Below are 25,318 nucleotides of genomic sequence, written 5' to 3' on the forward strand. Positions count from 1 at the left end.
GACAGATGCTCGACAAGGATCAGATCGCGGCGGCTTCGCGCATGCTCGTTCAGCATTGGCGCGACGGCACCAAGCTTGACGCGCTGGAAGCGGATCTGCGGCCGCAGAGCCGCACTGAGGGCTACGCCATCCAGGCTGCGCTCGAAACCCTGTCGCCTGGAAAGCTGTTCGGCTGGAAGATCGCAGCCACCAGCATATCAGGACAGAAGCACATCAATGTCACGGGACCGCTGGCCGGCCGCATCATGAGCGACACGGTCATCGCCGACGGCGGGACCGCGTCGATGAAGGGCAACGAGATGCGCGTCGGCGAGCCTGAATTCGCCTTCCGGATGGGACGCGATCTGCCCCCGCGCGCAGCGTCGTATACGATCGACGAGGTGCTGGCGGCCGTCGACAGCTTCCATCCCGCGATCGAGATTCCGGACTCGCGCTTTGCCGATTTCGTCCGGGCCGGCGAGGCGCAGCTGATCGCCGACAATGCCTGCGCGCATTTGTTCGTGCTCGGAGCGGCGACCGCTGCGAATTGGCGTGCGATGGATCTCGTCGAGGAGCGGCCAACGATCACGCTGCGCGGCGAGCGCTATGTCGGCCACGGCAGGAACGTGCTCGGCGACCCCCGCGCCGCACTCGCCTGGCTTGCCAATGAGCTCTCCGGGCTCGGCATCACCTTGCGGGCAGGGCAGGTGGTGACAACAGGCACCTGCCATCCGCCGCTGCCGATCGCGGCCGGTGATCATCTTGCCGTGGACTTCGGGGTGCTGGGCAAGGTGTCGGTGGGATTCGTGTAGTCAGCTCCGCCGTCATTGCGAGGAGCCCTTGCGACGAAGCAATCCAGACTACCTCCGCGGAAAGATCCTGGATTGTTTCGCAACGCTCGCAATGACAAACTCAAGGACTCGGCTGGGGCACGGCCCCCGCCAACGACTCTCACCGATGCCCGAAGATCGCGCTCCCGACACGCACATGGGTGGCACCGAGCATGATCGCGGTCGCGAAATCGGCGCTCATGCCCATCGAGAGATTCGTCAATCCGTTGCGGGCGGCGATCTTGGCGGTCAGCGCGAAATGCGCCGCCGGCGGTTCGTCGACCGGCGGGATGCACATCAACCCGGAGATCGTCAGCCCATAGGTGTCGCGGCAGCTGGCGAGGAAGGCGTCGGCCTCGCCCGGCGCGACGCCGGCCTTCTGCGGCTCTTCGCCGGTATTGATCTGGACGAAGAGCTGCGGGTGCTTGTTCTGGGATTCGATTTCCTTGGCTAACGCTTGGCAAATGCTCGGACGGTCCACCGAGTGGATGGCATCGAACAACGCGACCGCCTCTTTCGCCTTGTTGGATTGCAGCGGTCCGATCAGATGCAACGCGATGCCGGGGTAAACAGACGTTAATGCGGGCCACTTGCCTTTGGCCTCCTGCACCCGATTCTCGCCGAATACGCGCTGTCCGGCCTCGATGACCGGGACAATGGCCTCCGCGGCGAAAGTCTTGGACACCGCAATCAGCGTCACGGAGGCGCGATCGCGCCGCGCATCCTTGCAGGCGCGGACGATTTCGGCTTCGACCGCGGCGAGCGCGTTTGGTGAAGGGCCGGTTACCGGCGCGGCGTTGGCTTCTGTCATGACGTCGATTGGCTATGGTTCTAACCGAGGTAAGTCCAATTTTACCGAGTTCAAGAAAGAGTTTTTGAACCCTTCGCTTTACCTTGCCCTGCGGGGTGGGTAACGAAGATGACAAGCATTAGTCTCAACCGCAAGCGAGCGAAACTCAAGCAGGTTCTCGGAATCCGGGCGCGGCTCGCGCTGCTCGCGGTGATCCTGGTGGCGCCCTTGATGTTCGAGCGGATTCGCTCGCTCGAAGACACCCGCGCGCGGCAGATCGCACAGGCCACGGTTGAATTCACCACCATCGCAAGACACAGCGCCGACGCGCAACGCGAGGTGATCTCTTCGGTCGAGACCATCCTGAAAGCTGAAGCTTTCATCCGCGCCTCCGCCGGCGGCGTCAGCAAGAGCTGCGACGTGCTGCGCGCGAGCCTGCCGTCGAACCTGCCCTGGATCCGCACGCTCTTGATCGCGGGCCAGGACGGACGCATCCAATGCGCCACCAACAACACCTATGTCGGCCTCGACCTCAGCGACCGGCCCTATTTTCAGCAGGCCCAGCAGAGCGGCCGCTTCGTGCTGAGCGATTTCATCCTGTCGCGGCCGGTCCAGACGCCGACCGTCATGGCAGTCTACCCGGTGTCCGTGTTCAGCGGTGTCGCCGACGCCGTCGTGCTCGCCACGGTCAACCTCGACTGGATGTCGAAGGTGATGAACAACCTCGGCAGCCGCGCCGGCATCACCGCCGTGCTGGTCGACAGCGCAGGCACCGTGCTGGCCGCGCCGGCGGATCAGCACAGCGTGATCGGCCGTCCCCTCGACAGCATGCCGCTGATGGCGGCCATCGCCGACCGCGCGCTGCGGTCGGACCAGGACGAGGGCTCACTGTCCTTCCTCGCCGCCGACGGCTCGCGCCGCGCGGTCAGTTACATCCGCATCGCCGGCACCAACGCCCGCCTGATCGCCAGCATCGACGAAGACAAGGTTTCCGCCGCGGTCAGCCGCGACATCCGCACCGCCTATCTCCAGCTCGCTTTCGTCGTCGTCTTCGTCCTGCTCGGCGCGCTGATCGCTGCCGAAAAGCTCGTCATCAAGCCCATCGAGATGCTGGTCGACATGGCCAAGCGCCTCGGCGAGGGCGATCTGTCGGCCCGCGCGGCGCGCAATCGCCTGCCGGCCGAGTTCGTGCCGCTGGCCCGCGCCTTCAACGCGATGGCCGCGCAACTGAGCCAGCGCGAACGCGAGCTGATCGCGAGCAACGACCGGCTGACGGTGATGGCCTCGATCGACATGCTGTCCGGCCTCGCCAACCGCCGCGGCTTCCAGAGCCGGCTCGACTTCGAATGGATGCGCGCGCAGCAATATGGCAGCGACCTCGCGCTGCTGATGATCGACGTCGATCATTTCAAGCTGTTCAACGACACCTATGGTCATCTCGAAGGCGATTCCTGCCTGACCAGGCTCGGCGAATCGCTGTCCGGCATCGCCGCCGACACGATGGGCTTCGCGGCACGCTATGGCGGCGAGGAATTCTGCCTGTTGCTGCCGAACACCGATGTAACTCGCGCCGTGGCGATCGGCGAGCAGGTGCGCGCGACGGTGCTGAAGCTGTGCCTGCCGCACATCACCTCGGCCCATATGATCGTCACCGTCTCGATCGGCGTTGCCGCGACAAAGCCGAACGAAAGCTTGCGTCCCGGCGACCTGATCGAAGCCGCCGACGCCGCGCTCTATGCCGCCAAGCACCGCGGCCGCAACAATGTCGTCGAGCACGGCATCCAGGCCATCGAGAGCGGCACGCCTGACATGATGATGGCGGCCAGCGCCTAGCGGGCTGTTCCTACTGGCCCGCGCCCGTGCGATCGAGCTCGGCTTCCGTCACCACGCGGTTGCGGCCGCTGCCCTTGGCGAGATAGAGCGCGCGGTCGCAGCGCTCGATGAGATCGGTGATTGCTTCGCCGGGCCGGTACTGCGCCACGCCGATCGACACGCTGATATTGGGCAGGGTCTCGCCGGTCGAGCGGCGCGTGATCGTGCATTCGGCGAGCGCGCGCCTGATGCGCTCGGCGATCTCGGCGCAATCGGCGAGATCGGCGGCCGGCAGCACCGCGATCAGCTCCTCGCCGCCGTAGCGGGCCGGCAGATCCTGCGGGCGAACCTTCTCGCGCAACACCTTCGCCATCAGGCGCAGCACCTGGTCGCCGACGCCGTGGCCGAAATTGTCGTTGAAAGACTTGAAATGGTCGATGTCGAGCATCAGCACGCTGAGCGGCTCGCCCCAATCCGCAGTCGCCTGCGCCTTGCGCAGGAATTCGTCGAGCGCCCGCCGATTCGCGAGGCCCGTCAGCGTGTCAGTCCGCGCGCGCTGCTCGGACCTCGTGAGCGAATCCCTGATTTGGTCGAGCTCGCGGGTCTTCTCGGCAAAGCCGGCCTCAAGCTGGGTCGCCTTCGTGGCGGCCCGGGCCAGCTCGTTCATGAGCTGGGCGACCAGCGCCTTCGGATCGACGCCGGCCTTGCCCTGGTCCGCCACCTCGCTGATGACCCGCATCTGCGAATGGTTGTCAGCAATTGCGGTCGACAGGAATTCCCTCGCCGTACCCATGAGCCCATGCAGCCGCTCGGAGGTGTCGACGGCGATGGCGCTCACCTGGGGTGCGACATAGGTCTCGAACAGGTCCTGATTGGTTCGGGCGTCGAACGGACGATTGTGGTCGATCAAAAGATCGATCGCGTTGCGCAGATCGTCGTGGCTGCCCGCGAAATATTGGTACCAGACCGCAAAATTAGCCGGCGTCGGCGCGATCCGCTGTTCGGCCATGCTGCGCATCGCCCGTCCGGCGATGGAGGCGGCATAGTCGTAATCGGGATCGTCGAAGCTTGAATCCATCGCTGTCATGCGGTCCTGTCAGGCCGCAAATTGGCATCGAGCCCTTAATCGCGCCCCAACATCGGCCCTCGTACTTATGCGGAGGAGCGGACAAAGTTCCAGATCGCGGCAACCCATTGACCCCCCGAGGTCTTCTATGGCCTAGTCCGCCGTCTTGAGACGGCCGGACCCACAAAAACCCCAACGATTCCATGACCTCCGAACGCTACAACGCCCGCGACGCCGAACCGCGCTGGCAACGCCTCTGGGACGAGCAGGCGATCTTCGTCTCCAAGAACGATGATTCGCGGCCGAAATATTATGTGCTCGAGATGTTCCCCTATCCGTCCGGGCGCATCCATATCGGCCATGTCCGGAATTACACGCTCGGCGACGTGCTGGCCCGCTTCATGCGCGCCAAGGGGTTCAACGTGCTGCACCCGATGGGTTGGGACGCGTTCGGGCTGCCGGCCGAGAATGCCGCGATCGAACGCAAGGTCGCGCCCAAGGCCTGGACCTACGACAACATCGCCGCGATGAAGAAGCAGCTCCGCTCGATCGGGCTGTCGCTGGACTGGAGCCGCGAATTCGCGACCTGTGACCCCAGCTATTACAAGCACCAGCAGAAGATGTTTCTGGACATGCTCGCCGCCGGCCTCGCCGAGCGCGAGAAGCGCAAGCTGAACTGGGATCCGGTCGACATGACCGTGCTCGCCAACGAGCAGGTCATCGATGGCCGCGGCTGGCGCTCAGGTGCGATCGTCGAGCAGCGCGAGATGAGCCAGTGGGTCTTCAAGATCACGAAGTACTCGCAGGAATTGCTGTCGGCACTGGATGGGCTGGACCGCTGGCCCGACAAGGTGCGCCTGATGCAGCGCAACTGGATCGGCCGCTCCGAGGGTCTCTTGATCCGTTTCGCGCTGGACGCAGCGACGACGCCCGCCGGCGAGACCGAGCTGAAGATCTTCACCACGCGCCCCGACACGCTGTTCGGCGCAAAATTCATGGCGATCTCGGCGGATCATCCGCTGGCGCAGGCGGCGGCTGCGAAAAACCCTGAACTCGCGGAGTTCATCTCCGACATCAAGAAAATCGGCACTGCACAGTCGATCATCGACACTGCGGAGAAGCAGGGTTTCGACACCGGCATCCGCGCGGTGCATCCGTTCGACCCGAGCTGGAAGCTGCCGGTCTATGTCGCCAATTTCGTGCTGATGGAATACGGCACCGGCGCCATCTTCGGCTGCCCGGCGCACGACCAGCGCGACCTCGATTTCGTCAACAAGTACAGTCTCGGCAACACGCCCGTGGTGTGTCCGGAGGGCCAGGACCCGAAATCGTTCGTCATCACCGACACCGCCTATGACGGCGACGGTCGCATGATCAATTCGCGCTTCCTCGACGGCATGACGATCGATGCAGCGAAGGAGGAGGTCGCAAAGCGGTTGGAGGGCGAGCTGCGCGGCAACGCGCCGGTCGGTGAGCGGCAGGTCAATTTCCGCCTGCGCGACTGGGGCATTTCGCGCCAGCGTTATTGGGGCTGCCCGATCCCCGTCATCCACTGTCCCAAGTGCGACGTGGTGCCGGTTCCGGATGCCGATCTGCCGGTGGTGCTGCCGGAGGATGTGAGCTTCGACAAGCCGGGCAACGCGCTCGATCACCATCCGACCTGGAAGCACGTCACCTGCCCCAAATGCGGCGGCAAAGCCCAGCGCGAAACCGACACCATGGACACCTTCGTGGATTCGTCCTGGTATTTTGCGCGCTTCACCGATCCCTGGAACGAGAACGCGCCGACCACGCCTGCGGTCGCCAACCGGATGCTGCCGGTCGACCAGTATATCGGCGGCGTCGAGCACGCCATCCTGCATCTGCTCTACAGCCGCTTCTTCACCCGTGCCATGAAGGCGACCGGGCACATCGCGCTGGAGGAGCCGTTCGCCGGCATGTTCACGCAAGGCATGGTGGTGCACGAGACCTACCAGAAGGCCGACGGCACCTATGTGCAGCCGGCCGAGGTGAAGGTCGAGGTTGGCGGCAATGGGCGCCGCGCGACCCTGCTCAGCACGGGCGAGGACATCACGATCGGCCCGATCGAGAAGATGTCGAAGTCGAAGAAGAACACGGTCGACCCCGACGATATCATCGAGACCTACGGCGCCGACGTCGCCCGCTGGTTCATGTTGTCGGACTCCCCGCCCGACCGTGACGTGATCTGGAGCGACGAGCGCGTCCAGGGCGCCTCGCGCTTCGTGCAGCGGCTGTGGCGGCTGGTGAACGATTCCGTCGCGCCCGGCAAAGGCGCGCCGGCGGCCCGGCCGGCGAGCTTCGGCCCGGATGCCACCCTCTTGCGCAAGGCCGCCCATGGCGCGCTGGACAAGGTCACCACCGGGATCGAGCGGCTGCACTTCAACGTCTGCCTCGCCCATATCCGCGAATTCGCCAATACCTTCTCGGAGATCCTGCAGCGCCCCGGGCAGCCGTCCGCTGACCTCGCTCCCGACCTGGCTTGGGCGATCCGGGAAGCCGGCCAGATCCTGGTCCAGCTGTTCTCCCCGATGATGCCGCACCTCGCCGAGGAGTGCTGGCAGGTTCTGGGCCAGAAGGGGCTGGTTTCCGAGGCCGATTGGCCCCAAATCGAACGCGATTTGCTGGTTGAGGACAGCGTGACCCTGGTGGTCCAGGTCAATGGCAAGAAGCGGGGTGAGGTCACAGTTGCAACAGCGGCCCAGAATCCGGAAATCGAGGCTGCCGTTTTGGCCCTCGATGCGGTAAAGCTGGCCCTGGACGGCAAGCCCGTCCGCAAGGTGATCATCGTCCCCAAGAGGATCGTAAATGTTGTCGGCTAGGATCCGCATCGCAGCCCGCTTGCTGGCGGTCGCCGCCCTGGCCGCGTTGACGGCCGGCTGCTTCCAGCCGATGTATGCCGAACGAAACGACGGCACCCCCGGCCTGCGCGAAAAGCTGATGGGCATCGAGCTGCCGCCGATCATCAAGCCCAATGCCTCCCGCGAGGCCCGCGTCGGCGTCGAGATCCGCAACGCGCTCGCCTTCAAGCTCTACGGCTCGGCGACGGGCATGCCGCCGACCCACCGGCTGGACATCCGCTTCACCACCAGCCGCTCCTCGCTGATCGTCAGCACTATGACGGGATTGCCGACCAGCGAAAATCTCGGCATCGACGCCCAGTACAATCTGGTCGACGTCGTAACCGGCAAGTCCGTCGTGTCCGGCTCGACCTTCTCGCGCGTGTCCTATGATATGCCGGGGTCCTATCAGCGCTTCTCCCGCACCCGCGCCGTGCGCGATGCGGAGGACCGTGCCGCCAACGAGATTGCCGAGAACATCACGACCCGGCTCGCCTCGTTCTTTACCGCGGGCACGTAATACCCTTGCGTCATTCCGGGGCACGCGAAGCGTGAACCCGGAATCTCGATCCCAAACCTTGGATTCCGGATTCGCGCTGTGCGCGCCCGGAATGACGATCTGGACCATGGTCGCGCTGCGCGGAAAAGAGATCGACAGCTTCCTGGCCCGCCCCGATGCGGGCCGTCCGATCATTCTGCTCTACGGTCCCGACGCCGGCCTCGTGCGCGAGCGCGCCGATGCGTTGATCGCATCGGCGGTCGATGATCCCAACGATCCGTTCTCGCTGGTCAGGCTCGACGGCGACGAGCTTTCCGCCGAACCCTCGCGCCTCGTCGACGAGGCGATGACGGTGCCGCTATTCGGGGGCCGCCGCGCCATTCGCGTTCGCGCCGGTTCGCGCAGCTTTGCCGGCGGCATCGACACCCTGGCCGAGATGAACGTGAAGGATTGCCGCATCGTGATCGAGGCCGGCGAGCTCCGCCCGGAATCGCCGCTGCGCAAGGCCTGCGAGCGCGCCAAGACGGCTGTGGCGATCGGCTGCTATCCCGACACCGAGCGCGACCTCGCCAAGTTGATGGACGACGAGCTGCGCATCGCGAATCTGCGTATCGCGCAGGACGCCCGCGCGGCGCTGATGTCGTTCCTGGGCGGAGACCGCCAGGCCTCGCGCAACGAGCTGCGCAAGCTCACCCTCTATGCCCACGGCAAGGGCGAGGTCACGCTGGACGACGTGATGGCCGTGGTGGCCGACGCCTCCGAGCTGAAGCTCGACCCGATCGTCGACGGCGCTTTTGCCGGGCGGCCCGACATCGTCGAGACCGAGTTCGCAAAAGCCATGATCGCGGGCACCTATCCCGGCATGATCATCTCCGCCGCGCAGCGCCAAGCCGCGTGGCTGCACAAATCCGCGCTTGCCATCGCCGACGGACAGCCTGCCTCCGCCGTGCTCGATGGCGGCTTTCCGCGCCTGCATTTCTCACGAAAGCCCGCGGTCGAGACGGCGCTGCGCAATTTCAGCGTGACGAAGCTCGCCGCCGTGATCGAGCAGCTCGCGACCGCGGCGCTCGACATCCGCAAGCAATCGACGCTCGCCGCCGCCATCGCCCAGCGCACGCTGATGGCGATCGCCGCGAACGCGAAGCGGCGGGGCTGAGCCGAACTCTCTCCACGCCCTTGCGAGCGCAGCGAAGCAAGTGGACAATCCGTCATCCTTCGAGGGCCGCTGAAGAAGCGGCCACCTCAGGGTGACGGGAGAGAAATCAGTGCCCGCGCCACGACACAGCGGAGTTACAGCGCACCCTTGGCCAGTCGCTTCATCACCTCGTCGAGCTGATCGAGGTTGCGATAGTTGATCTGGACCGAGCCGCCGGGGTCGCGGTGGTTGACGGTGACCTTGAGGCCGAGCGCATCGCTGACGCGTTTCTCCAGGTCGATCGTGTCGGGGTCCTTCTCCTTCCCCCCGGTCGCGCGCGCCTTTTGCGGCTTGCGCTCCGGCACGCCCTCTTCATGCGCCAGCGCCTCGGCCTGGCGGACGTTGAGGCCCTCCTCGACGATGCGCTTGGCGGCGGCGAGCGGATCGGGAACGCCGATCAACGCACGGGCATGACCGGCGGTCAGCTCACCGGTCGCGATGAAAGCCTGCACCTCGGCCGGCAGCTTGGTCAGCCGCATCATGTTGGCGACGTGGCTGCGGCTCTTGCCGACGACCTTCGCGATCTCCTCCTGGCTGCGTTTGAACTCGTTGGCGAGCGCGTGATAGCCCTGCGCCTCCTCCATCGGGTTGAGGTCCTCGCGCTGCACGTTCTCGACGATCGCGAACTCCAGCGCATCGCTGTCGCTGATGTCGACCGGGACGATCGGCACCTCGTGCAGGCCGGCCATCTGCGAAGCGCGCCAGCGCCGTTCGCCGGCGATGATCTCGTAGCGGTCCTGTGCGCCCTTCACCGGGCGCACCACGATCGGCTGGATCACGCCATGCTGCTTGATGGACTCGCTGAGCTCCTTCAGCTCGGCGTCCGCAAAGGTGCGGCGCGGATTGCGCGGATTGGCCTTGATGAATTCGATCGGCACCTTGCGTTGCGCGCGCGGACGGTCGACATGCTGAGCCTCGCCGCCGACGTCACCGATCAGACTTGCAAGTCCCCGGCCCAGTCGCGAACGCGCTTCATCGGCCATCGCCAGCTCCCTTGGATTCACGGTGCAGCACTCCAGAACTGAATTTCGAATCGTAGGGTGGGTCAGCGAAGCGTAACCCACCTCCTCTGTTTCCACGGAGATAGACCGTGGTGGGTTACGCCTTCGGCTAACCCACCCTACGGCATCCTCAATGCGTCGTGCGCAGCTCGCGCTCGCGCTGGATCACCTCGGTGGCGAGCCGCAAATAGGCTTCGCTGCCGACGCATTTGAGATCGTAGACCAGCACCGGCTTGCCGTAGGACGGCGCTTCCGAGATGCGCACGTTGCGCGGGATCATCGTCTTGTAGACCTTCTCGCCCATGAACTGACGGACGTCGGCGACGACCTGGTTCGAGAGGTTGTTGCGCGAGTCGAACATGGTCAGGACGATACCGTGGATCGACAGGTTCGGATTCAGCGTAGATCGCACCTGCTCGACCGTCTGCAGCAATTGCGACAGACCTTCGAGCGCGAAGAACTCGCATTGCAGCGGCACCAGGATCGCGTCGGAGGCAGCCATCGCGTTCACCGTGAGCAGGTTCAGCGAAGGCGGGCAGTCGATCAGCACATAGGTGTAGTCGGCATCCGGCGAGACGTTGTTGTTGAGCGCGCCGATGGCGTCGCGCAGCTTGAAGGCACGGCCGGGCGTGGTCCCAAGCTCGAGCTCGAGACCGGAGAGATCCATGGTCGAGGGCGCGATGTGCAGCCGCGGCACCGCGGTCGAGACCACGGCTTCGCGCAGGGCGGCTTCGCCGACCAGGACATCATAGGTCGAGCAGGAGCGGTTGCGGCGGTCGATGCCGAGGCCGGTCGAGGCGTTGCCCTGGGGATCGAGATCGACGATCAGGACGCGCTCGCCGATCGCCGCGAGCGCCGTGCCCAGGTTAATCGCTGTGGTTGTTTTTCCCACGCCGCCCTTCTGATTCGCCAGCGCCAGGATGCGCGGATGGCCATGTGGCACCTCCGCGGTGGGCTCTTGCGTCTTGTCCTGTTGCGGCTCGTCAATCACGGTCATCGAAATTTCCCCACTCAACCCCTGAGCGCCTCAGCTGCGCCGTTCGGCGGCATTGAGCTCCACGATCCAGCCGTCGCCCGTGCGGCTCTGGTGCAGCTGAGGCTCAATATTCCAATATTTAGCGGCTTCGGTCAATTCAGCCTCTACATCTTGGCCCTTGAGAAACAGCGCCTTCGCGCCTTGGCGCATCAGCGGCTCCGCAAAGCCGATGAGTTGGTGTAGCGGAGCCAGCGCACGCGCGGTCACGCAATCGACGGGGCCGGTGATTCTATCCACATTATCCCCGATCTCAGCGAGATGTACGACTCCCGGCGATGTGGTGATGCGAATCGCTTCGCGCAGGAATGCCGCCTTCTTGGCGATCCGCTCCACGAGATGGACGCGGGCGCCCGGGATCCCGGCCATGGCGCAGGCCAGCACGACACCGGGAAAGCCGCCGCCGCTGCCGAGGTCAGCCCAGCGTTTTGCCGTGGGCGCGAGGTCGATGAGCTGGAGCGAGTCGGCGATGTGCCGGGTCCAAAGATGCGGCAAGGTCGAAGGCGCGACCAGATTGGTCTTGGCCTGCCACTCCCGCAGCAGCGCGATGTAGCGATCGAGCCGCGCTTCCGTTTCATGTGAAACGGGCGCGAGCTTTAATGCCGCGCGCTTGTCAGCGGCGATGATGGAATCCAGCGCCTCGTCGTTGGCGCCGGCCTTGTCGATTTTCGGTTTGGCTGGCGCGGGGTCCGATCGGCGGCCCGCGCCCTCACCCGTAGCGGGTCGTCGTGATAGCGGTCTGTCCCCGCCCGGTCCGCGCTGTTTCACGTGAAACGCCTATGCGATTGGCTTATGCAATGGCTCTGGAGCTCTTCCGTGCCTCACGGCGGAGATAGGCCGCGAGGATGCCGAGCGCCGCCGGTGTCATGCCGTCGATCCGGCCCGCCTGGCCGACGGTGAACGGCCGCGCCTTCTCCAACTTGGCCCGCACCTCGTTGGAAAGACCTGGGACGAGACTGTAATCGACTTCTGACAGCACCATCCCCTCGTCGCGCCGGAAGGCCTCGACGTCGGCGCTCTGGCGCTCGAGATAGACATCGTATTTGGCATCGATCTCGAGGTGGGTCGCGATCACTGGATCGATCTCCCCAAGCTCCGGCCAGATCGCCCGAACCTGGCTCCAGCCGATCTCCGGATAGGCCATCAACTCGAAGGCCGACCGGCGCTGGCCGTCCCGGTTCAGCGGCAATCCCTGCTTGATCGCCTCGTTTGGGGTGATCGTCAGCGACTTCGAGAGCGCCCGGGCCGCATTCAGGGCGTCCATCTTGGCGCGGTGGTGCAGGGTCCGGGCGCTTCCGACACATCCGAGCGCAATGCCCTTCTCGGTCAGGCGCTGATCCGCATTGTCAGCCCGCAGCGTGAGCCGGTACTCGGCCCGCGAGGTGAACATGCGATACGGCTCGCTGATCCCGCGGGTGACGAGGTCGTCGATCATCACACCGAGGTAGCCGTCGGCCCGGTCGAACACCGTCAGGGCCGCCCCGCTCGCAGCAAGTGCCGCGTTCAGGCCGGCGACGATGCCCTGCCCGGCGGCCTCTTCATATCCGGTGGTGCCGTTGATCTGCCCGGCCAGGAACAGACCACGCAGACGCTTGGTCTGCAGGGTCGGATCGAGCTCGCGGGGGTCGATGTGGTCGTACTCGATGGCATAGCCCGGACGCACCATCTTGACCCGCTCCAGGCCAGGGATGCTGGCGAGGATCGCGAGCTGGACTTCCTCGGGAAGCGAGGTCGAGATGCCGTTGGGATAGACCGTGCTGTCGTCGAGCCCTTCCGGCTCCAGGAAGATCTGGTGGCCGTCGCGGTCGCCGAAGCGGACGATCTTGTCCTCGATCGACGGGCAATAGCGCGGTCCGGAGCTCTTGATCTGGCCGGAGTACATCGGCGAGCGATGGACATTGGCCCTGATTACCTCATGGGTCGCAGCCGTGGTCCGGGTGATCCCGCACTGGATCTGCGGGGTCGTGATCCGCTCGGTCATGACCGAGAATGGCTCCGGTGGCTCGTCTCCGGGCTGCATCTCGACCGCGGCCCAGTCGATCGTAGTGCCGTCCAGACGCGGCGGCGTGCCGGTCTTGAGCCGCCCCAGGGTGAAGCCGGCACGCTCGAACGAGACGGAAAGACCCATGGCCGGGGCCTCGCCGACGCGGCCGGCCGGCCAATTCTGCTCGCCGAGGTGGATGAGACCGCGCAGGAACGTGCCGGTGGTGACCACCACGGCCCCTGCCCGAAGCTCGCGGCCATCGGCCAAACGCAGACCGGTGACCCGACCCTCGGCCACGATCAGCTCATCGGCCTCGCCTTCGATGACGGACAGTCCCTCTGTCCCACGGATCGCGGCCTGCATCGCCGCGGCATAGAGCTTCCGGTCGGCCTGGGCCCGGGGGCCACGGACAGCCGGACCTTTGCGGCGATTGAGCACGCGAAACTGGATGCCGCCGGCGTCGCCGACGCGGCCCATCAAACCGTCGAGCGCATCGATTTCGCGCACCAGATGGCCCTTGCCGAGGCCTCCGATGGCGGGATTGCAGGACATGGCGCCGACGGTCGAGAAGCGATGCGTGACCAAGGCGGTTGTTGCTCCCATCCGGGCGGACGCTGCCGCGGCTTCACAGCCGGCATGGCCGCCGCCAATCACGATGACGTCGAAGCTCTCTCGCTCTGTTCGCATGGGCGGACTTCTAGCTCAGAGGCGGGAAAGCCGGAAGCGGAAACTGAGAGGGCGTGTTTCACGTGAAACGAACGCGCAAAGCGAATTTCGCGAAAACAACCCCATGCACAGTAGAATGACATTGTTCTGGCTCAATTTTTTGGCTGCGAGAACGGCGGATCTGACCACGTTTCACGTGAAACATGCTGGGCGGCGGTCGCGAGTTGGAACAGCCGCCCCTTGGCGGGGGTCAGCCCGTCGTGACTTCACCCCTACTGCCGTGATGCGGCGCCGGCTCGTCCCCGTCGGCAGAGGTCGAGCAAGCCGGTCATTCGATGGGAAACCGATCACCTCTTCATGAAACGCCTCAGGATTCTCCGCCGTTGTCCCGGACAAGCAGCAACGCGCGCACTGCTGCGCAGGGCCGGGATCCTGAAGCTGCGCGCTCCCGTTGCGACATCCTGGGCCCGGCTCGGCAGCGACCGTCGAACGGACGCTGCGCTGCGGCCGGGGCACGTGGGAGCATACCGTTCATTTCTGTGACCTGAGCCAATGTGCGGAGGAATCCGGGGCAACTTTAGGCGCGTCGGTCGGCGCCGCAGCCGACGCCATTCGTCTGCAGAGGGTTCTTGGAACTGGCTGTTTCACGTGAAACACGCGGTTCCACCGTTTCACGTGAAACACCAAGAAATGGAAGAAGGGCTAGTTCTACAATGAAGAACTAGATCTACTTTCCGATACAAAACTTCTGGAAGATCGCCCCGAGGACATCCTCAACGTCGACCCGGCCCAGCAGCCGGCCGAGAGCAAAAGCGGCGGCTCGCAATTCTTCGGCGGCCAGCTCCTCGCCTTCTTCGACAAGCTCAAGGCTCCGGCGCAAACTGTCCGAGGCGCGGCTCAACAGCTCGCGCTGGCGTGCCCGGGTCACAATGCCGCTCTCGCTGGCTCCGAAGAACTCGGCCGCGAATTTGACGAGCGCTTGAATCAGTTCCGGGATGCCGACTCCATCACGCGCCGAGATCGCAAACTCGCCTCGCGCCGCGGCGCTCCCGGTCCCGCCCAGATCGATCTTGTTGCGCACGATCCAGACCGGGCCGCCGGACGGATCGGCATCCTTCCCGGAATTCCGAAGCGGCCGCATCGTCTCGGAATCGACCGCTTGCCCGGACTCGACCAGCCACAACACCAGGTCGGCACCCTCGGCCCGCGCCCGCGCCCGGCGCACACCCTCCTGCTCGACCGGATCGTCGGTCTCGCGGATGCCGGCGGTGTCGATGATCGTGACCGGATAACCGTCGATGTCGAGCTGGACCTCGATCACGTCGCGCGTCGTGCCGGCATGCGGCGAGACGATCGCGACCTCGCGGCGTGCCAGCTGGTTCATCAGCGTCGACTTGCCGACATTCGGCTCGCCCGCGATCGCCACCACCAGCCCGTCACGCAAGCGCTCAGAATGTCCCCGTGCCGCAAGGACATTTGCAATTTCACCATGCAGCGCCTTGATCGCCGCGACGGCCGGCGCCATCAATTCGGCGGGCACATCGCCTTCGTCAGAGAAATCGATGCCGGCTTCGATCAGCGCCGACGCCTCGATGATCCGCTCGCGCCAGTCGCGCGCGCGGTCGCCGAGCAGCCCCTGCAACTGCCGCAGCGCCTGGCGCCGCTGTCGGTCGGTGTCGGCGTGAATGAGATCGTCGAGACCCTCGGCTTCCGTGAGGTCGAGCTTGCCATTCTCGAAGGCCCGCCGCGTGAACTCACCTGGCTCGGCCGCGCGCGTATTCTGAATAACAGAAATAGAGGACAGGAGCGTCGCCAGCACCGCGCGGCCGCCGTGGACGTGGAATTCTGCGACGTCCTCGCCGGTCGCGCTGGCCGGCCCTGGAAACCAGAGCACGACCGCCTGGTCGATTGGCTGGCCCGCCCCGTCGCGGAGCAACCGGCGGCTGGCGAGCCGCGGCGCCGGCAGCTTGCCGGCAAGCAGCGTCAGAACCTGGCCGGCCTGAGATCCCGACACGCGCACCACGGCGATCGCGCTTGGTGCCCGACCGGACGACAATGCAAAGATGGTCTGGTCCCGCGGATGCATGGCCTATTTGTCCGGCTGCCGATCAAAACGCAAATGCCCGCTCCGGCGACAAGTCAGCACGATTGCTGCGCTATTTGCTGCAGCAATCCGCATATTGCATCGCAACATAGTAACCGACTTTTGCTGCAATATTCGCGTCGGCTGATCCAGAGGGGCAGCGAGTTTCTACCAATTCAGCATAGAAATCAGCTCGTTACGCGAAATGGCAGCCCCGGCCCAGCATCGCCTTCCATGCTGCACCTTTCCCGCAACAAGGCTGCACAATAAAAAGGGCGCTTGGAGGCGCCCTTTGAACTCAAGCAGCCTATATTGCACTGCACTCAGGTATTCATGGAGTCGAAGAACTCCGAATTGCTCTTGGTCGAGCGCAGCTTGTCGAGCAGGAAGTCGATCGCGTCCATCGTGCCCATCGGGTTGAGGATGCGGCGGAGCACGTACATCTTCTTGAGCACCTGCGGATCGGTGATGAGCTCCTCCTTGCGGGTGCCGGAGCGCGAGATGTCGATCGCCGGGAAGGTGCGCTTGTCCGACACCTTGCGGTCCAGGATCAGTTCCGAGTTGCCGGTGCCCTTGAACTCTTCGAAGATGACCTCGTCCATGCGGCTGCCCGTATCGACCAGGGCGGTCGCGATGATGGTCAGCGAGCCGCCCTCCTCGATGTTGCGGGCGGCACCGAAGAACCGCTTCGGGCGCTGCAGCGCATTGGCGTCGACACCGCCGGTCAGCACCTTGCCGGAGGACGGCACCACGGTGTTATAGGCGCGGCCGAGGCGCGTGATCGAATCGAGCAGGATCACGACGTCGCGGCCGTGCTCGACCAGGCGCTTGGCTTTCTCGATCACCATCTCGGCGACCTGGACGTGGCGCACCGCCGGCTCATCGAAGGTCGACGACACCACCTCGCCCTTCACCGAGCGCTGCATGTCCGTGACTTCTTCCGGACGCTCGTCGATCAACAGCACGATCAGGTAGCATTCGGGATGATTGTGCGTGATCGAATGCGCGATGTTCTGCATCAGCACGGTCTTACCCGTGCGCGGCGGCGCCACGATCAGAGCGCGCTGGCCCTTGCCGATGGGAGCGACGATGTCGATCACCCGTGCAGAAAGGTCTTTCCGCGTCGGATCGTCGATTTCCATGCGGAAGCGCTGATTCGGAAACAGCGGTGTGAGGTTGTCGAAATTGACCTTGTGCTTGGCCTTTTCCGGATCCTCGAAATTGAGCGTGTTGACCTTCAGCAGCGCGAAATAGCGCTCGCCCTCTTTCGGGCTGCGGATATGGCCTTCGATGGTGTCGCCGGTGCGCAGGCCGAAGCGGCGGATCTGCGACGGCGAAACGTAGATGTCGTCCGGGCCCGGCAGGTAATTCGCATCGGGCGAGCGAAGAAAACCGAAGCCGTCGGAGAGAACCTCGACGACGCCCTCGCCGACGATGTCGGTTTCGGCGAGCGCAAGCTGCTTGAGGATGGCGAACAGCAGCTCCTGCTTGCGCATCGTGCTGGCGTTCTCGACCCCATGCTCTTCCGCGAACGAGACGAGCTCGGCCGGCGTCTTCGACTTGAGGTCCTGAAGTTTAATTTCCCGCATTGGGGTGGTCCTGTGGGGTAACCTTGGAAGGGGGGTGCGAGGAGGCTCTGAAATGCGGACGTGAGAAGGTAAGGTCCGCAGGTCTGGCAAGGTTAAGTGCCGGTGAGGCTTCAAACCTGATGCGGTGTCCGGCCTCTGGAAAGCTCAGACACAACCACATCCGCCTGCGTTGGGTGGGATGTCGCCAATATAGAAAATCGCTTCCTGCTCCGCAAGCCGAAGCGCTGGGCTTATCGTCGCGCGCCTTGCCTAGAACGGCTTCACGATCACCATGATGACGATGAAAATCATCAGGACGGTCGGCACCTCATTGATAATGCGATAGAATTTCTGGGTGCGCGGGCGCCGGTCGGCGGCGAAATCCTTCAGCCAGCGGGAAAAAAAGCCGTGGACCGCAGACATCGCCAGCACCAGTGCAAGTTTTACGTGCAGCCAGCCGAACGAGAACCAATGGCCGGACCAGGCGAGATAGAGCCCGGCGAGCCAGGTGACCATCATGGCAGGGTTGATGATGGCCTTGAGCAGCCGGCGTTCCATCACCTTGAACGTTTCCGACTGCTTCGAGCCGACCTCGGCTTCGGAATGATAGACGAACAGCCGCGGCAGATAGAGCATGCCGGCCATCCAGGCGATGACGGCGATCACGTGCAGCGCCTTGATCCAGAGATAGACGTCTTCGAACATTTTCGCGGGTCCGGCTTTCTGCCCAGTGCAGGGAACTGGGGATAGTAAGAACTCGTTAAGGTCTCACCGTGCACACATATCTGTCCGTAGCGCCTTCCTCAAATCTAGAATCTTAGATTCTTAAGGTTTGAGTCTATGTGACCGTGGATTGGACTCATGCAATTCCATCCGCGGGTTCACGCGCGCTTGTTCACATCCATCCACATATCCCGGCCGGGTCTGCCGACTTCCGATAAGTCAGCCGGCTGCAAAGACTTGCGCGATTCTGTCGGCAGCTTATCAAGGCATTTGTCCGCGCAATCCCGAATCCGATCCGACCGGGCGGCAGACTTGTTCTCAGGGGCAGCGGTGTGAACAAAATTGGCACTTGTCCCGCCCCCGGTGTCGCGCAACCCTTTCCGAGGGGTTAAGCTCCACAGAAATCCACAATCCGCCCCGCCCTCATACAAAGAGTTTTTGTGCCGACCTCGAACAATTATTTCCATCTGCACCTCGTCTCCGACTCCACCGGTGAGACGCTGATCACGGTGGCGCGCGCGGTTGCGGCCCAATACGCCAACGTCACGCCGGTCGAGCATGTCTATCCGCTGGTACGCAGCCAGAAGCAGCTCGATCGCGTGCTCGACGAGATCGAGGAAGCCCCGGGAATCGTGCTGTTCACGCTGCTCGAGAAGGATCTGGTCGCCAGACTTGAGGACAAGTGCAAGCAGATCAACGTTCCGAGCCTGTCGATCATCGGCCCGGTGATGCAGCTGTTCGAAGCCTATCTCGGGGCTGCGACCACGGGCCGCGTCGGCGCCCAGCACGTCCTCAACGCGGAATATTTCAAGCGCATCGACGCGCTGAACTACACCATGATCCACGACGACGGCCAGCATGTCGATGGTCTCAACGACGCCGACGTCGTCCTGGTCGGCGTCTCCCGCACCTCGAAGACGCCGACGTCGATCTATCTCGCCAATCGCGGCATCCGCACCGCCAACGTGCCGCTGGTTCCGGGCATTCCGGTGCCCTCGCAATTGGAGACGCTGACGCGGCCGCTGGTCGTCAGCCTGCACGCGACGCCGGAACGCCTCATCCAGATCCGTCAGAATCGCCTGCTCTCGATGGGCGCGGAGTCCGGCAGCGATACCTACACCGACAAGCAATCGGTCACCGAAGAGGTCGCATTTGCGCGCAAGCTCAGCGCCAAGCACGATTGGCCGCTGCTGGACGTCACGCGCCGCTCAATTGAGGAAACCGCGGCGGCGATCATGAAGCTTTACAGCGATCGCCAACGCAACCGGCCGACCGAATAGTTGTCGCGATGGGTCTGTGGCTCGGCACATCTCCGTTGATCCTGGCCTCGCAGAGCAGCGCGCGAAAAATGCTGCTGGCCAATGCCGGGCTGGAGTTCACGGCTGTTACCGCCGATATCGACGAACGCGGCATTCAGGCCGCCTCAGCGCTTTCAAGTCCGCGCGAGGTCGCCCTGCTGCTCGCGCGCGAAAAGGCCATGGCGGTCTCTGCCCGTCATCCCGGGAGCTACGTGATCGGCGCCGATCAGACCCTGGCGCTTGGCAGCCGCCTCTTCAACAAGCCGTCCGGCCGCGACCAGGCCTTGGCGCAATTGCGCGATCTCGCCGGCAACAGCCATGAGCTGAATTCGGCGGTGGCCGTGGCACATGACGGCAAGATTGTCTTCGAAGATGTCTCGATCGCCCGCATGACCATGCGCGGGATGACCGATGCGGAGCTGTCGGCCTATCTGGATGCGGCGGGCGAGGCCGTCACGACCAGCGTCGGGGCCTATCAACTCGAGGGGCTGGGCGTCCATCTGTTCGAGCGCATCGAGGGCGATCATTTCACCATTCTCGGTCTGCCGCTGCTGCCGCTGCTTGCGTTCCTGCGGCGTGAGCGGCTAGTTGCGGTGTGACTGACGGAGATGGCTGCGCGCTGATGCGGATCCTGGGACTGACCGGCTCGATCGGGATGGGAAAATCCACCACCGCGAAACTGTTCGCGGAGGCCGGTGTGCCCGTCTACGACGCCGATGCCGCGGTGCATCAGCTCTATGAGGGCGAAGCAGCTCCGGCGATCGAGGCTGCCTTTCCAGGTACCACCGTGAACGGCAAGGTGGACCGGCCGAAGCTGTCGGCGCGCGTCGTGCATGATCCCGCCGCGATCAAGCAGCTCGAGCAGATCGTGCATCCGATGCTCGGCGCCTCCCGGCAAAAATTCTTTGCCGAGGCCGAGGCGGCCAAGGCGCCCGTCGTGGTGCTCGACATCCCGCTGCTGTTTGAGACCGGCGGCGAGAAGCGGGTCGACGCCGTGGTCGTGGTGTCGACCTCGCCGGAACTCCAGCGCGAGCGGGTGCTGGCGCGGGGCACGATGGACGAAGCCAAGCTGGATGCCATCATCGCCAAGCAGATGCCCGATGCCGAGAAGCGCAAGCGCGCGGATTTCGTGGTGGATACCTCACACGGACTCGAGCCGGTGCGGGCGCAAATCGCGCACATCCTGGCCGAGGTCGTTAAGATGCCGCAGCGGCGAATCTGATTCGCCGCCTGACACGGCTCTCACGACCCCGATCTCAAGACCCTGATCTCAAGACATGCGCGAAATCGTCCTCGACACCGAAACCACCGGCCTCGATCCGCTTCGCGGCGATCGTCTGGTCGAAATCGGCTGCGTCGAGATCCTGAACCGCATGCCGACGGGACAGACCTATCACGTTTATATCAATCCTGAGCGGGACATGCCGGCGGAAGCCTTCGCGGTGCACGGGCTGTCGGCCGAATTCCTGTCGACCAAGCCGCTGTTCCACGAGGTCGTCGATGCGTTTCTGGAGTTCATCGGCGACGACCCGCTGGTGATCCACAACGCCTCGTTCGATATCAGCTTCATCAATGCCGAGCTCGACCGGATCAAGCGCGCGGCGATCCCGCGGGAGCGGCTGGTCGATACGCTGCTGCTGGCGCGGCGCAAGCATCCGGGCGTGTCGAACCGGCTCGATGATCTCTGCTCACGCTATGCAATCGACAATTCACACCGCACCAAGCACGGCGCGCTGCTGGACGCCGAGCTGCTGGCCGAGGTCTATGTCGACCTGGTCGGAGCCCGGCAGTCGCAGCTCCTTCTGGCCTCGGAGAGGGAAGAGATTCGCATCAATGCCGCAGGCGATACGCCACGGCGGCAGCGCCTGGTGCCGCTCGCGCCGCGGGTTTCGGATGCCGAAAGAGAGGCCCATCGGGCCTTCATCGCAACGATGGGCGAAAAGGCGATCTGGAACGAGTATCTCGCCGCTCCAGTCGCCCCGGCCGGTTAGGGCTGCCGGTCAGGCTTGGCCGGTCTGGCCACCGCCCTGGGCGGCCATTTGCCGCTCCATGTTCTGGCGATAGAGACCGACGAAGTCGACCGGATCCAGCATCAGGGGCGGGAACCCGCCGTCGCGCACCGCGGTCGCGATGATCTCGCGGGCGAACGGGAACAGCAGGCGCGGGCACTCGATCATGACCAGCGGATGCAGATTCTCCTTCGGCACGTTGGCGATGCGGAACACGCCGGCATAGGCGAGCTCGAACGAGAACATGATCTTGCCCGCGGTGTCGGCCTTGCCCTCGACCGACAGCGTCACCTCGAACTCCTGCTCGCTGAGATTGTTGGCGCTGACATTGATCTGGATGTTGATCTGGGGCGGCTGGCTCTGCTGCTGGAGCGAGCCCGGCGCGTTCGGATTTTCGAACGACAGGTCCTTAGTATATTGCGCCAGCACGTTGAGCTGGGGAGCCTGGGCCGCCTCGGGAGGGGTGCCGTTACCGTTGGTCATGAGAGTCTCTCCTTACCCGATTTGGGCTGAATTTCGCGGCGGTTGGCTAACATAGGGCCGCCTCGTTCCACAAGGACGAACGGCCCCGGGGGCGGGGAATAGGTCCGCGCGGCCAAGTGCGGCGGTCGCTCTGCCTTTTCGGTAAAATTGCGCCTTAAACGATTGAAGATACGCGATTTCCGGGCAGGATCGGGTTTCCCCTTAAGCATAAAACGCGCTACACTTGGTGCTGTGCCAAAAGGCGCCATTGGCCGGGCAAGATTTCGTGCCTACATCCCACAGACCTGATGTGGACCTAAATTGGCGATGTAGACTTGCCGTTCCCGTAGGGAACGGTCTACTGGCCGGATTGATTTTCCCGGCGACGACACCAAAAGCGAAGACCCAGAGCAAAGACCAGAAAGCGAATCCGACGTGGACATCTACACCATCATCTTCCTGGCGCTGGCGGTCTTCATCTTTCTGCGGCTGCGCAGCGTGCTCGGACAGCGAACCGGCAACGAACGGCCGCCGTTCGACCGGACCGCCGCCCGCAATGCGCTGGGAGGCGCCCAGGACAACAATGTCGTGACCATGCCGGGCAAGGTGATCGACCAGGCCCCGTTGGCGCCCTCGGCCGACCCGACCCCGCCCGCCGACCGCTGGAAGGGCCTGGCCGAACCCGGCACCGCGCTGGCGCAGGGCCTCGACGCCATCGTCGAGAAGGATTCCACGTTCGACCCGCGTCATTTCATCTCGGGCGCCCGCGGCGCCTATGAGATGATCGTGCTGGCCTTTGCCAATGGCGACCGCCGCGCGCTGCGCGACCTGCTGTCGTCGGAGGTCTACGAAAGCTTCGACGCCGCGATCAAGGAGCGCGAGAAGAACGAGCAGAAGACCGAGACCCGCTTCGTCTCGATCGACAAGGCCGAGCTCGTTGGCGCCGAGCAGCGCGACCGTACCTCCCAGCTCACGATCCGTTTCGTGTCGCAGATGATCTCGGCCACCCGCGACAAGGCCGGCAACATCGTCGACGGCAGCGCCGACACGGTCGCCGACATCACCGACATCTGGACTTTCGCCCGCGACGTCACCTCTCGCGATCCGAACTGGAAGCTGGTTGGCACCGGAAGCGCGAATTAAGACCTTCCTGAAGACCAGCGCGACCGCGCTTTGCGCAGGCGCGGTCGCGCTGTCATCGTTTTCGCTCGGCGCCGAGGCGGCGCGACGCCATTATCGCAACCATCACCATCATCATCGTCACCATCATCATCCGCCGCAATTGCCTGCTGCCCCATTGCGGGCCTTGCCCTACCCGCAGCTCCCCCTGCCATTCGAAATTTCCGGCGCGCAATATCTGCCGCTCGCCTGGGCGGACGTGAAGGGCTGGGACGACGACAATCACCTCGCCGCGTACAAGACATTCCGTGCCAGCTGCCGCTCGATCAACGCGCAGAACGGCGCAGCCGAGGTCAAGAACGGCGAGGCCAAGGCCTTGGCCGGGTCTCTGAACGAGCCGTGCCGGGTGGCCAAAACGCTCGACCTTACTGACGAGGCCAAAGCGAAGTCCTTCTTCGAGGAGAATTTCACTCCGCTGCGCATCTCGCGCCTCGGCGAGCCTGCCGGGTTCGTCACCGGCTATTACGAGCCCGTGCTCGAGGGGTCGCGCACCCAGACCGAAATCTACAACGTTCCGGTCTACCGTCGCCCATCGAATCTGTTCGTGCGCGGCTACAAGCAGGATTCGCTCAGCCTGCCCAACAAGGGCCCGGTCTATCGCAAGATCGGCCGCCGCAAGCTGGTGCCCTATTACGACCGCGGCGAGATCGAGGACGGCAAGATCGCCGGCCGCGGGCTGGAGATTGCCTGGCTGAAGGACCCGACCGATCTGTTGTTCGCCCAGATCCAGGGCTCGGCGCGGATCAAGTTCGACGACGGCAGCTCGGTCCGGCTGAACTACGACGCCTATAACGGCTATCCCTACACCGCCGTCGGACGCATCCTGATCGAGCGCGGCATCATTCCGAAGGAAGAGATGTCGATGCAGAAGATCAGGGAATGGATGGCGCAGAATCCTGACGGCGCCAAGGAGCTGCGTCGCGCCAACCGCGCCTACATCTTCTTCCGCGAGGTCAACCTGTCCGACAAGGACGAGGCGGTGGGCGCGCAGGGCATTCCGTTGACCGCCGGCCGCTCGATTGCGGTCGACAAGTCGCTGCACGTCTACGGCACCCCGTTCTTCATCGAGGGTGAGCTGCCGATTGACTCCGAACGCGCCAAGACGCCGTTCCGTCGGCTGATGATCGCGCAGGATACCGGCTCGGCCATCATCGGCCCCGCGCGCGCCGATCTGTTCTTCGGCGCGGGCCAGGAGGCCGGCCGGGTCTCCGGCCGGCTGCGCCATCCCATGCAATTCGTGATGCTGGTACCCAAGAGCCTCGATCCTGCCCCGCGCGCCGCGAAGCTGCCGGTGCCGGATCCGCGGCCCTCGGAGAAGATCGCAAAGCAGTTTCCGCAAACCGATCCGGGCAAGGCCGCAGCCAAGCCGGCCGCTGTCGCCGGCGCAATCGACAGCAAGAACGAAACAATTGCCATCGCAGGTCCGGTTCCGCTGCCGGTGCCGCGCCCCGCGATCGAGCCTGCCTCGGAGCCGCAGCGGCCGGTGAAGAAACGTCCCCCTCGGCAGCAATGAAGCGATCGTCCCGTCCGCCCGTGCTGGAGCCTCGCCCCTCGCCGCGCCGCCGCGCGCTGAGCGAGGAGGAGCGCGCGCTGTGGGACACCGTCGCCAAACAGGTCAAGCCGCTGCGGAAGCTTCGCGCGGCGAAAGCGCAGGCCGCGCCGCGCACCGAGCCGTTGCCCGCAGCATCCGTCTCGCGGACTGCGTCATCGCCACGGCCGGTGGCCGCTGCACCCGCGCCGCGTGCCGCCAAACCGGCCGTCCCGCCCCTGGCGCCGCTCGGCAAGCGCGAGCGGACAAAACTGTCGCGCGGCCGCAGCGAGATCGAGGCGCGGCTCGATCTGCACGGCATGACGCAGACGCGCGCCCATCGCGCACTGACCGGATTTCTGCACCGCGCCCATCACGACGGCCTGACCTTCGTGCTCGTCATCACCGGCAAGGGCCGCTCCGGCGGCGAAAGCGGCGTGTTGCGCCGCCAGGTGCCGGAATGGTTGAGCCTGCCGGAATTCCGCGCCTTCGTCGTCGGCTTCGAGACCGCGCATATCGGCCACGGCGGCGAGGGCGCGCTGTATGTGCGGATCAGGCGGGCGAGGGGGTAGTAGCCCCGATGCGTGCGGCTTCTCTTGCCTCTCCCGCTTGCGGGAGAGGCCGACGCGTCTGGGCGATGCGAAGCATCGTCCCGCGCGGCGGGTGAGGGCTCTCTCCTCTTGGGGAATCCCTGTGCGGGAGACAGCCCTCTCCCCAACCCTCTCCCGCAAGCGGAAGAGGGGGCGCACCGCCGC

22 protein-coding genes are annotated in these 25,318 nt (G+C 64.6%); 12 read left to right on the top strand and 10 right to left on the bottom strand.

Features of this window, described 5'->3' with window-relative positions:
- The first annotated feature begins 5 nt into the window (after positions 1-5).
- Complete coding sequence (locus K410_RS0102810) at positions 6-791, top strand: 2-keto-4-pentenoate hydratase (protein WP_028133430.1); 786 nt, start codon at positions 6-8, stop codon at positions 789-791.
- 139 nt (positions 792-930) lie between these two features.
- Here K410_RS0102810 and K410_RS0102815 read toward each other — a convergent pair whose 3' ends face one another.
- Positions 931-1,620, bottom strand: a complete 690-nt coding sequence (locus K410_RS0102815; protein WP_028133431.1) for a YggS family pyridoxal phosphate-dependent enzyme — start codon at positions 1,618-1,620, stop codon at positions 931-933.
- Between the two features lie 108 nt (positions 1,621-1,728).
- Between K410_RS0102815 and K410_RS0102820 the strand changes: the two genes are divergently transcribed.
- Complete coding sequence (locus K410_RS0102820) at positions 1,729-3,432, top strand: diguanylate cyclase domain-containing protein (protein ID WP_028133432.1); 1,704 nt, start codon at positions 1,729-1,731, stop codon at positions 3,430-3,432.
- A 10-nt stretch (positions 3,433-3,442) separates the two neighbouring features.
- Here K410_RS0102820 and K410_RS0102825 read toward each other — a convergent pair whose 3' ends face one another.
- Complete coding sequence (locus K410_RS0102825; RefSeq protein WP_028133433.1) at positions 3,443-4,489, bottom strand: GGDEF domain-containing protein; 1,047 nt, start codon at positions 4,487-4,489, stop codon at positions 3,443-3,445.
- 191 nt (positions 4,490-4,680) lie between these two features.
- On the opposite strand from K410_RS0102825, the gene leuS reads away from it, so the two are divergent.
- From leuS to holA, 3 genes are all read left to right on the top strand, one after another.
- Positions 4,681-7,317 carry a leucine--tRNA ligase gene (gene leuS / locus K410_RS0102830; protein WP_028133434.1) on the top strand — a complete coding sequence of 879 codons (2,637 nt, stop codon included), beginning with the start codon at positions 4,681-4,683 and terminating at the stop codon, positions 7,315-7,317.
- On the top strand, positions 7,304-7,855 hold the full coding sequence (lptE, locus tag K410_RS0102835) for an LPS assembly lipoprotein LptE (protein ID WP_028133435.1): 552 nt from the start codon (positions 7,304-7,306) through the stop codon (positions 7,853-7,855). Before leuS ends, lptE begins: the two co-directional genes overlap by 14 nt.
- Positions 7,856-7,961: 106 nt before the next feature.
- The gene (gene holA, locus K410_RS0102840) at positions 7,962-8,990 is read left to right on the top strand and encodes a DNA polymerase III subunit delta (RefSeq protein ID WP_028133436.1); all 1,029 of its coding nucleotides are present in this window, start codon (positions 7,962-7,964) and stop codon (positions 8,988-8,990) included.
- A 134-nt stretch (positions 8,991-9,124) separates the two neighbouring features.
- Here holA and K410_RS0102845 read toward each other — a convergent pair whose 3' ends face one another.
- The 7 genes from K410_RS0102845 to hemJ all read right to left on the bottom strand — a co-directional run bounded on the left by K410_RS0102845 (position 9,125) and on the right by hemJ (position 18,069).
- Entirely contained in the window at positions 9,125-10,012 is an 888-nt protein-coding gene (locus K410_RS0102845) for a ParB/RepB/Spo0J family partition protein (RefSeq protein WP_028133437.1), read from the bottom strand.
- A 148-nt stretch (positions 10,013-10,160) separates the two neighbouring features.
- Positions 10,161-11,027 (bottom strand): ParA family protein, encoded by an 867-nt coding sequence (locus K410_RS0102850; protein WP_028133438.1) that lies wholly within the window; start codon positions 11,025-11,027, stop codon positions 10,161-10,163.
- Positions 11,028-11,057: 30 nt separating this feature from the next.
- A complete protein-coding gene (gene rsmG, locus K410_RS0102855; RefSeq protein ID WP_028133439.1) occupies positions 11,058-11,831 on the bottom strand; it encodes a 16S rRNA (guanine(527)-N(7))-methyltransferase RsmG in 774 nt (257 codons plus the stop codon).
- A 22-nt stretch (positions 11,832-11,853) separates the two neighbouring features.
- Positions 11,854-13,734, bottom strand: coding sequence for a tRNA uridine-5-carboxymethylaminomethyl(34) synthesis enzyme MnmG (mnmG, locus tag K410_RS0102860; RefSeq protein ID WP_028133440.1), 1,881 nt, complete (start codon positions 13,732-13,734; stop codon positions 11,854-11,856).
- Between the two features lie 706 nt (positions 13,735-14,440).
- Complete coding sequence (gene mnmE / locus K410_RS0102865) at positions 14,441-15,799, bottom strand: tRNA uridine-5-carboxymethylaminomethyl(34) synthesis GTPase MnmE (RefSeq protein ID WP_028133441.1); 1,359 nt, start codon at positions 15,797-15,799, stop codon at positions 14,441-14,443.
- Positions 15,800-16,119: 320 nt separating this feature from the next.
- Positions 16,120-17,385, bottom strand: a complete 1,266-nt coding sequence (gene rho / locus K410_RS0102870) for a transcription termination factor Rho (RefSeq protein WP_028133442.1) — start codon at positions 17,383-17,385, stop codon at positions 16,120-16,122.
- 249 nt (positions 17,386-17,634) lie between these two features.
- A complete protein-coding gene (hemJ, locus tag K410_RS0102875) occupies positions 17,635-18,069 on the bottom strand; it encodes a protoporphyrinogen oxidase HemJ (RefSeq protein WP_028133443.1) in 435 nt (144 codons plus the stop codon).
- Positions 18,070-18,527: 458 nt separating this feature from the next.
- On the opposite strand from hemJ, the gene K410_RS0102880 reads away from it, so the two are divergent.
- The 4 genes from K410_RS0102880 to dnaQ are packed head-to-tail and all read left to right on the top strand — an operon-like array spanning position 18,528 to position 21,376.
- Positions 18,528-19,367, top strand: a complete 840-nt coding sequence (locus tag K410_RS0102880) for a pyruvate, water dikinase regulatory protein (protein WP_028133444.1) — start codon at positions 18,528-18,530, stop codon at positions 19,365-19,367.
- Positions 19,368-19,375: 8 nt separating this feature from the next.
- Positions 19,376-19,984, top strand: coding sequence for a Maf family nucleotide pyrophosphatase (locus K410_RS0102885; RefSeq protein ID WP_028133445.1), 609 nt, complete (start codon positions 19,376-19,378; stop codon positions 19,982-19,984).
- A gap of 23 nt (positions 19,985-20,007) precedes the next feature.
- Positions 20,008-20,607, top strand: coding sequence for a dephospho-CoA kinase (coaE, locus tag K410_RS0102890; RefSeq protein ID WP_028133446.1), 600 nt, complete (start codon positions 20,008-20,010; stop codon positions 20,605-20,607).
- Positions 20,608-20,662: 55 nt separating this feature from the next.
- Positions 20,663-21,376 (top strand): DNA polymerase III subunit epsilon, encoded by a 714-nt coding sequence (gene dnaQ, locus K410_RS0102895; protein ID WP_028133447.1) that lies wholly within the window; start codon positions 20,663-20,665, stop codon positions 21,374-21,376.
- 9 nt (positions 21,377-21,385) lie between these two features.
- Here the strand turns inward: dnaQ and secB are convergent, their stop codons facing one another.
- The gene (gene secB, locus K410_RS0102900) at positions 21,386-21,877 is read right to left on the bottom strand and encodes a protein-export chaperone SecB (RefSeq protein WP_028133448.1); all 492 of its coding nucleotides are present in this window, start codon (positions 21,875-21,877) and stop codon (positions 21,386-21,388) included.
- A gap of 414 nt (positions 21,878-22,291) precedes the next feature.
- On the opposite strand from secB, the gene K410_RS0102905 reads away from it, so the two are divergent.
- From K410_RS0102905 to K410_RS0102915, 3 genes are read left to right on the top strand one after another with little or no spacing between them, the layout of a single operon-like run.
- Positions 22,292-22,999, top strand: coding sequence for a Tim44/TimA family putative adaptor protein (locus tag K410_RS0102905; RefSeq protein WP_028133449.1), 708 nt, complete (start codon positions 22,292-22,294; stop codon positions 22,997-22,999).
- Positions 22,977-24,548 carry a murein transglycosylase A gene (mltA, locus tag K410_RS0102910; RefSeq protein ID WP_028133450.1) on the top strand — a complete coding sequence of 524 codons (1,572 nt, stop codon included), beginning with the start codon at positions 22,977-22,979 and terminating at the stop codon, positions 24,546-24,548. The genes K410_RS0102905 and mltA overlap by 23 nt, the downstream gene beginning before the upstream one ends.
- On the top strand, positions 24,545-25,135 hold the full coding sequence (locus tag K410_RS0102915) for a Smr/MutS family protein (RefSeq protein ID WP_028133451.1): 591 nt from the start codon (positions 24,545-24,547) through the stop codon (positions 25,133-25,135). Before mltA ends, K410_RS0102915 begins: the two co-directional genes overlap by 4 nt.
- The last annotated feature ends 183 nt before the right edge of the window (positions 25,136-25,318 follow it).

The organism is Bradyrhizobium sp. 22 (assembly GCF_000482425.1).
Lineage (GTDB): Bacteria > Pseudomonadota > Alphaproteobacteria > Rhizobiales > Xanthobacteraceae > Bradyrhizobium > Bradyrhizobium japonicum_B.

Bases quoted from the DNA above. Each gene is read 5' to 3' on its own strand.
- K410_RS0102810 (WP_028133430.1), top strand. From the start codon at position 6: ATGCTCGACAAGGATCAGATCGCGGCGGCTTCGCGCATGCTCGTTCAG.
- K410_RS0102815 (WP_028133431.1), bottom strand. From the start codon at position 1,620: ATGACAGAAGCCAACGCCGCGCCGGTAACCGGCCCTTCACCAAACGCG.
- K410_RS0102820 (WP_028133432.1), top strand. From the start codon at position 1,729: ATGACAAGCATTAGTCTCAACCGCAAGCGAGCGAAACTCAAGCAGGTT.
- K410_RS0102825 (WP_028133433.1), bottom strand. From the start codon at position 4,489: ATGGATTCAAGCTTCGACGATCCCGATTACGACTATGCCGCCTCCATC.
- leuS (WP_028133434.1), top strand. From the start codon at position 4,681: ATGACCTCCGAACGCTACAACGCCCGCGACGCCGAACCGCGCTGGCAA.
- lptE (WP_028133435.1), top strand. From the start codon at position 7,304: ATGTTGTCGGCTAGGATCCGCATCGCAGCCCGCTTGCTGGCGGTCGCC.
- holA (WP_028133436.1), top strand. From the start codon at position 7,962: ATGGTCGCGCTGCGCGGAAAAGAGATCGACAGCTTCCTGGCCCGCCCC.
- K410_RS0102845 (WP_028133437.1), bottom strand. From the start codon at position 10,012: ATGGCCGATGAAGCGCGTTCGCGACTGGGCCGGGGACTTGCAAGTCTG.
- K410_RS0102850 (WP_028133438.1), bottom strand. From the start codon at position 11,027: ATGACCGTGATTGACGAGCCGCAACAGGACAAGACGCAAGAGCCCACC.
- mnmG (WP_028133440.1), bottom strand. From the start codon at position 13,734: ATGCGAACAGAGCGAGAGAGCTTCGACGTCATCGTGATTGGCGGCGGC.
- mnmE (WP_028133441.1), bottom strand. From the start codon at position 15,799: ATGCATCCGCGGGACCAGACCATCTTTGCATTGTCGTCCGGTCGGGCA.
- rho (WP_028133442.1), bottom strand. From the start codon at position 17,385: ATGCGGGAAATTAAACTTCAGGACCTCAAGTCGAAGACGCCGGCCGAG.
- hemJ (WP_028133443.1), bottom strand. From the start codon at position 18,069: ATGTTCGAAGACGTCTATCTCTGGATCAAGGCGCTGCACGTGATCGCC.
- K410_RS0102885 (WP_028133445.1), top strand. From the start codon at position 19,376: ATGGGTCTGTGGCTCGGCACATCTCCGTTGATCCTGGCCTCGCAGAGC.
- coaE (WP_028133446.1), top strand. From the start codon at position 20,008: ATGCGGATCCTGGGACTGACCGGCTCGATCGGGATGGGAAAATCCACC.
- dnaQ (WP_028133447.1), top strand. From the start codon at position 20,663: ATGCGCGAAATCGTCCTCGACACCGAAACCACCGGCCTCGATCCGCTT.
- secB (WP_028133448.1), bottom strand. From the start codon at position 21,877: ATGACCAACGGTAACGGCACCCCTCCCGAGGCGGCCCAGGCTCCCCAG.
- K410_RS0102915 (WP_028133451.1), top strand. From the start codon at position 24,545: ATGAAGCGATCGTCCCGTCCGCCCGTGCTGGAGCCTCGCCCCTCGCCG.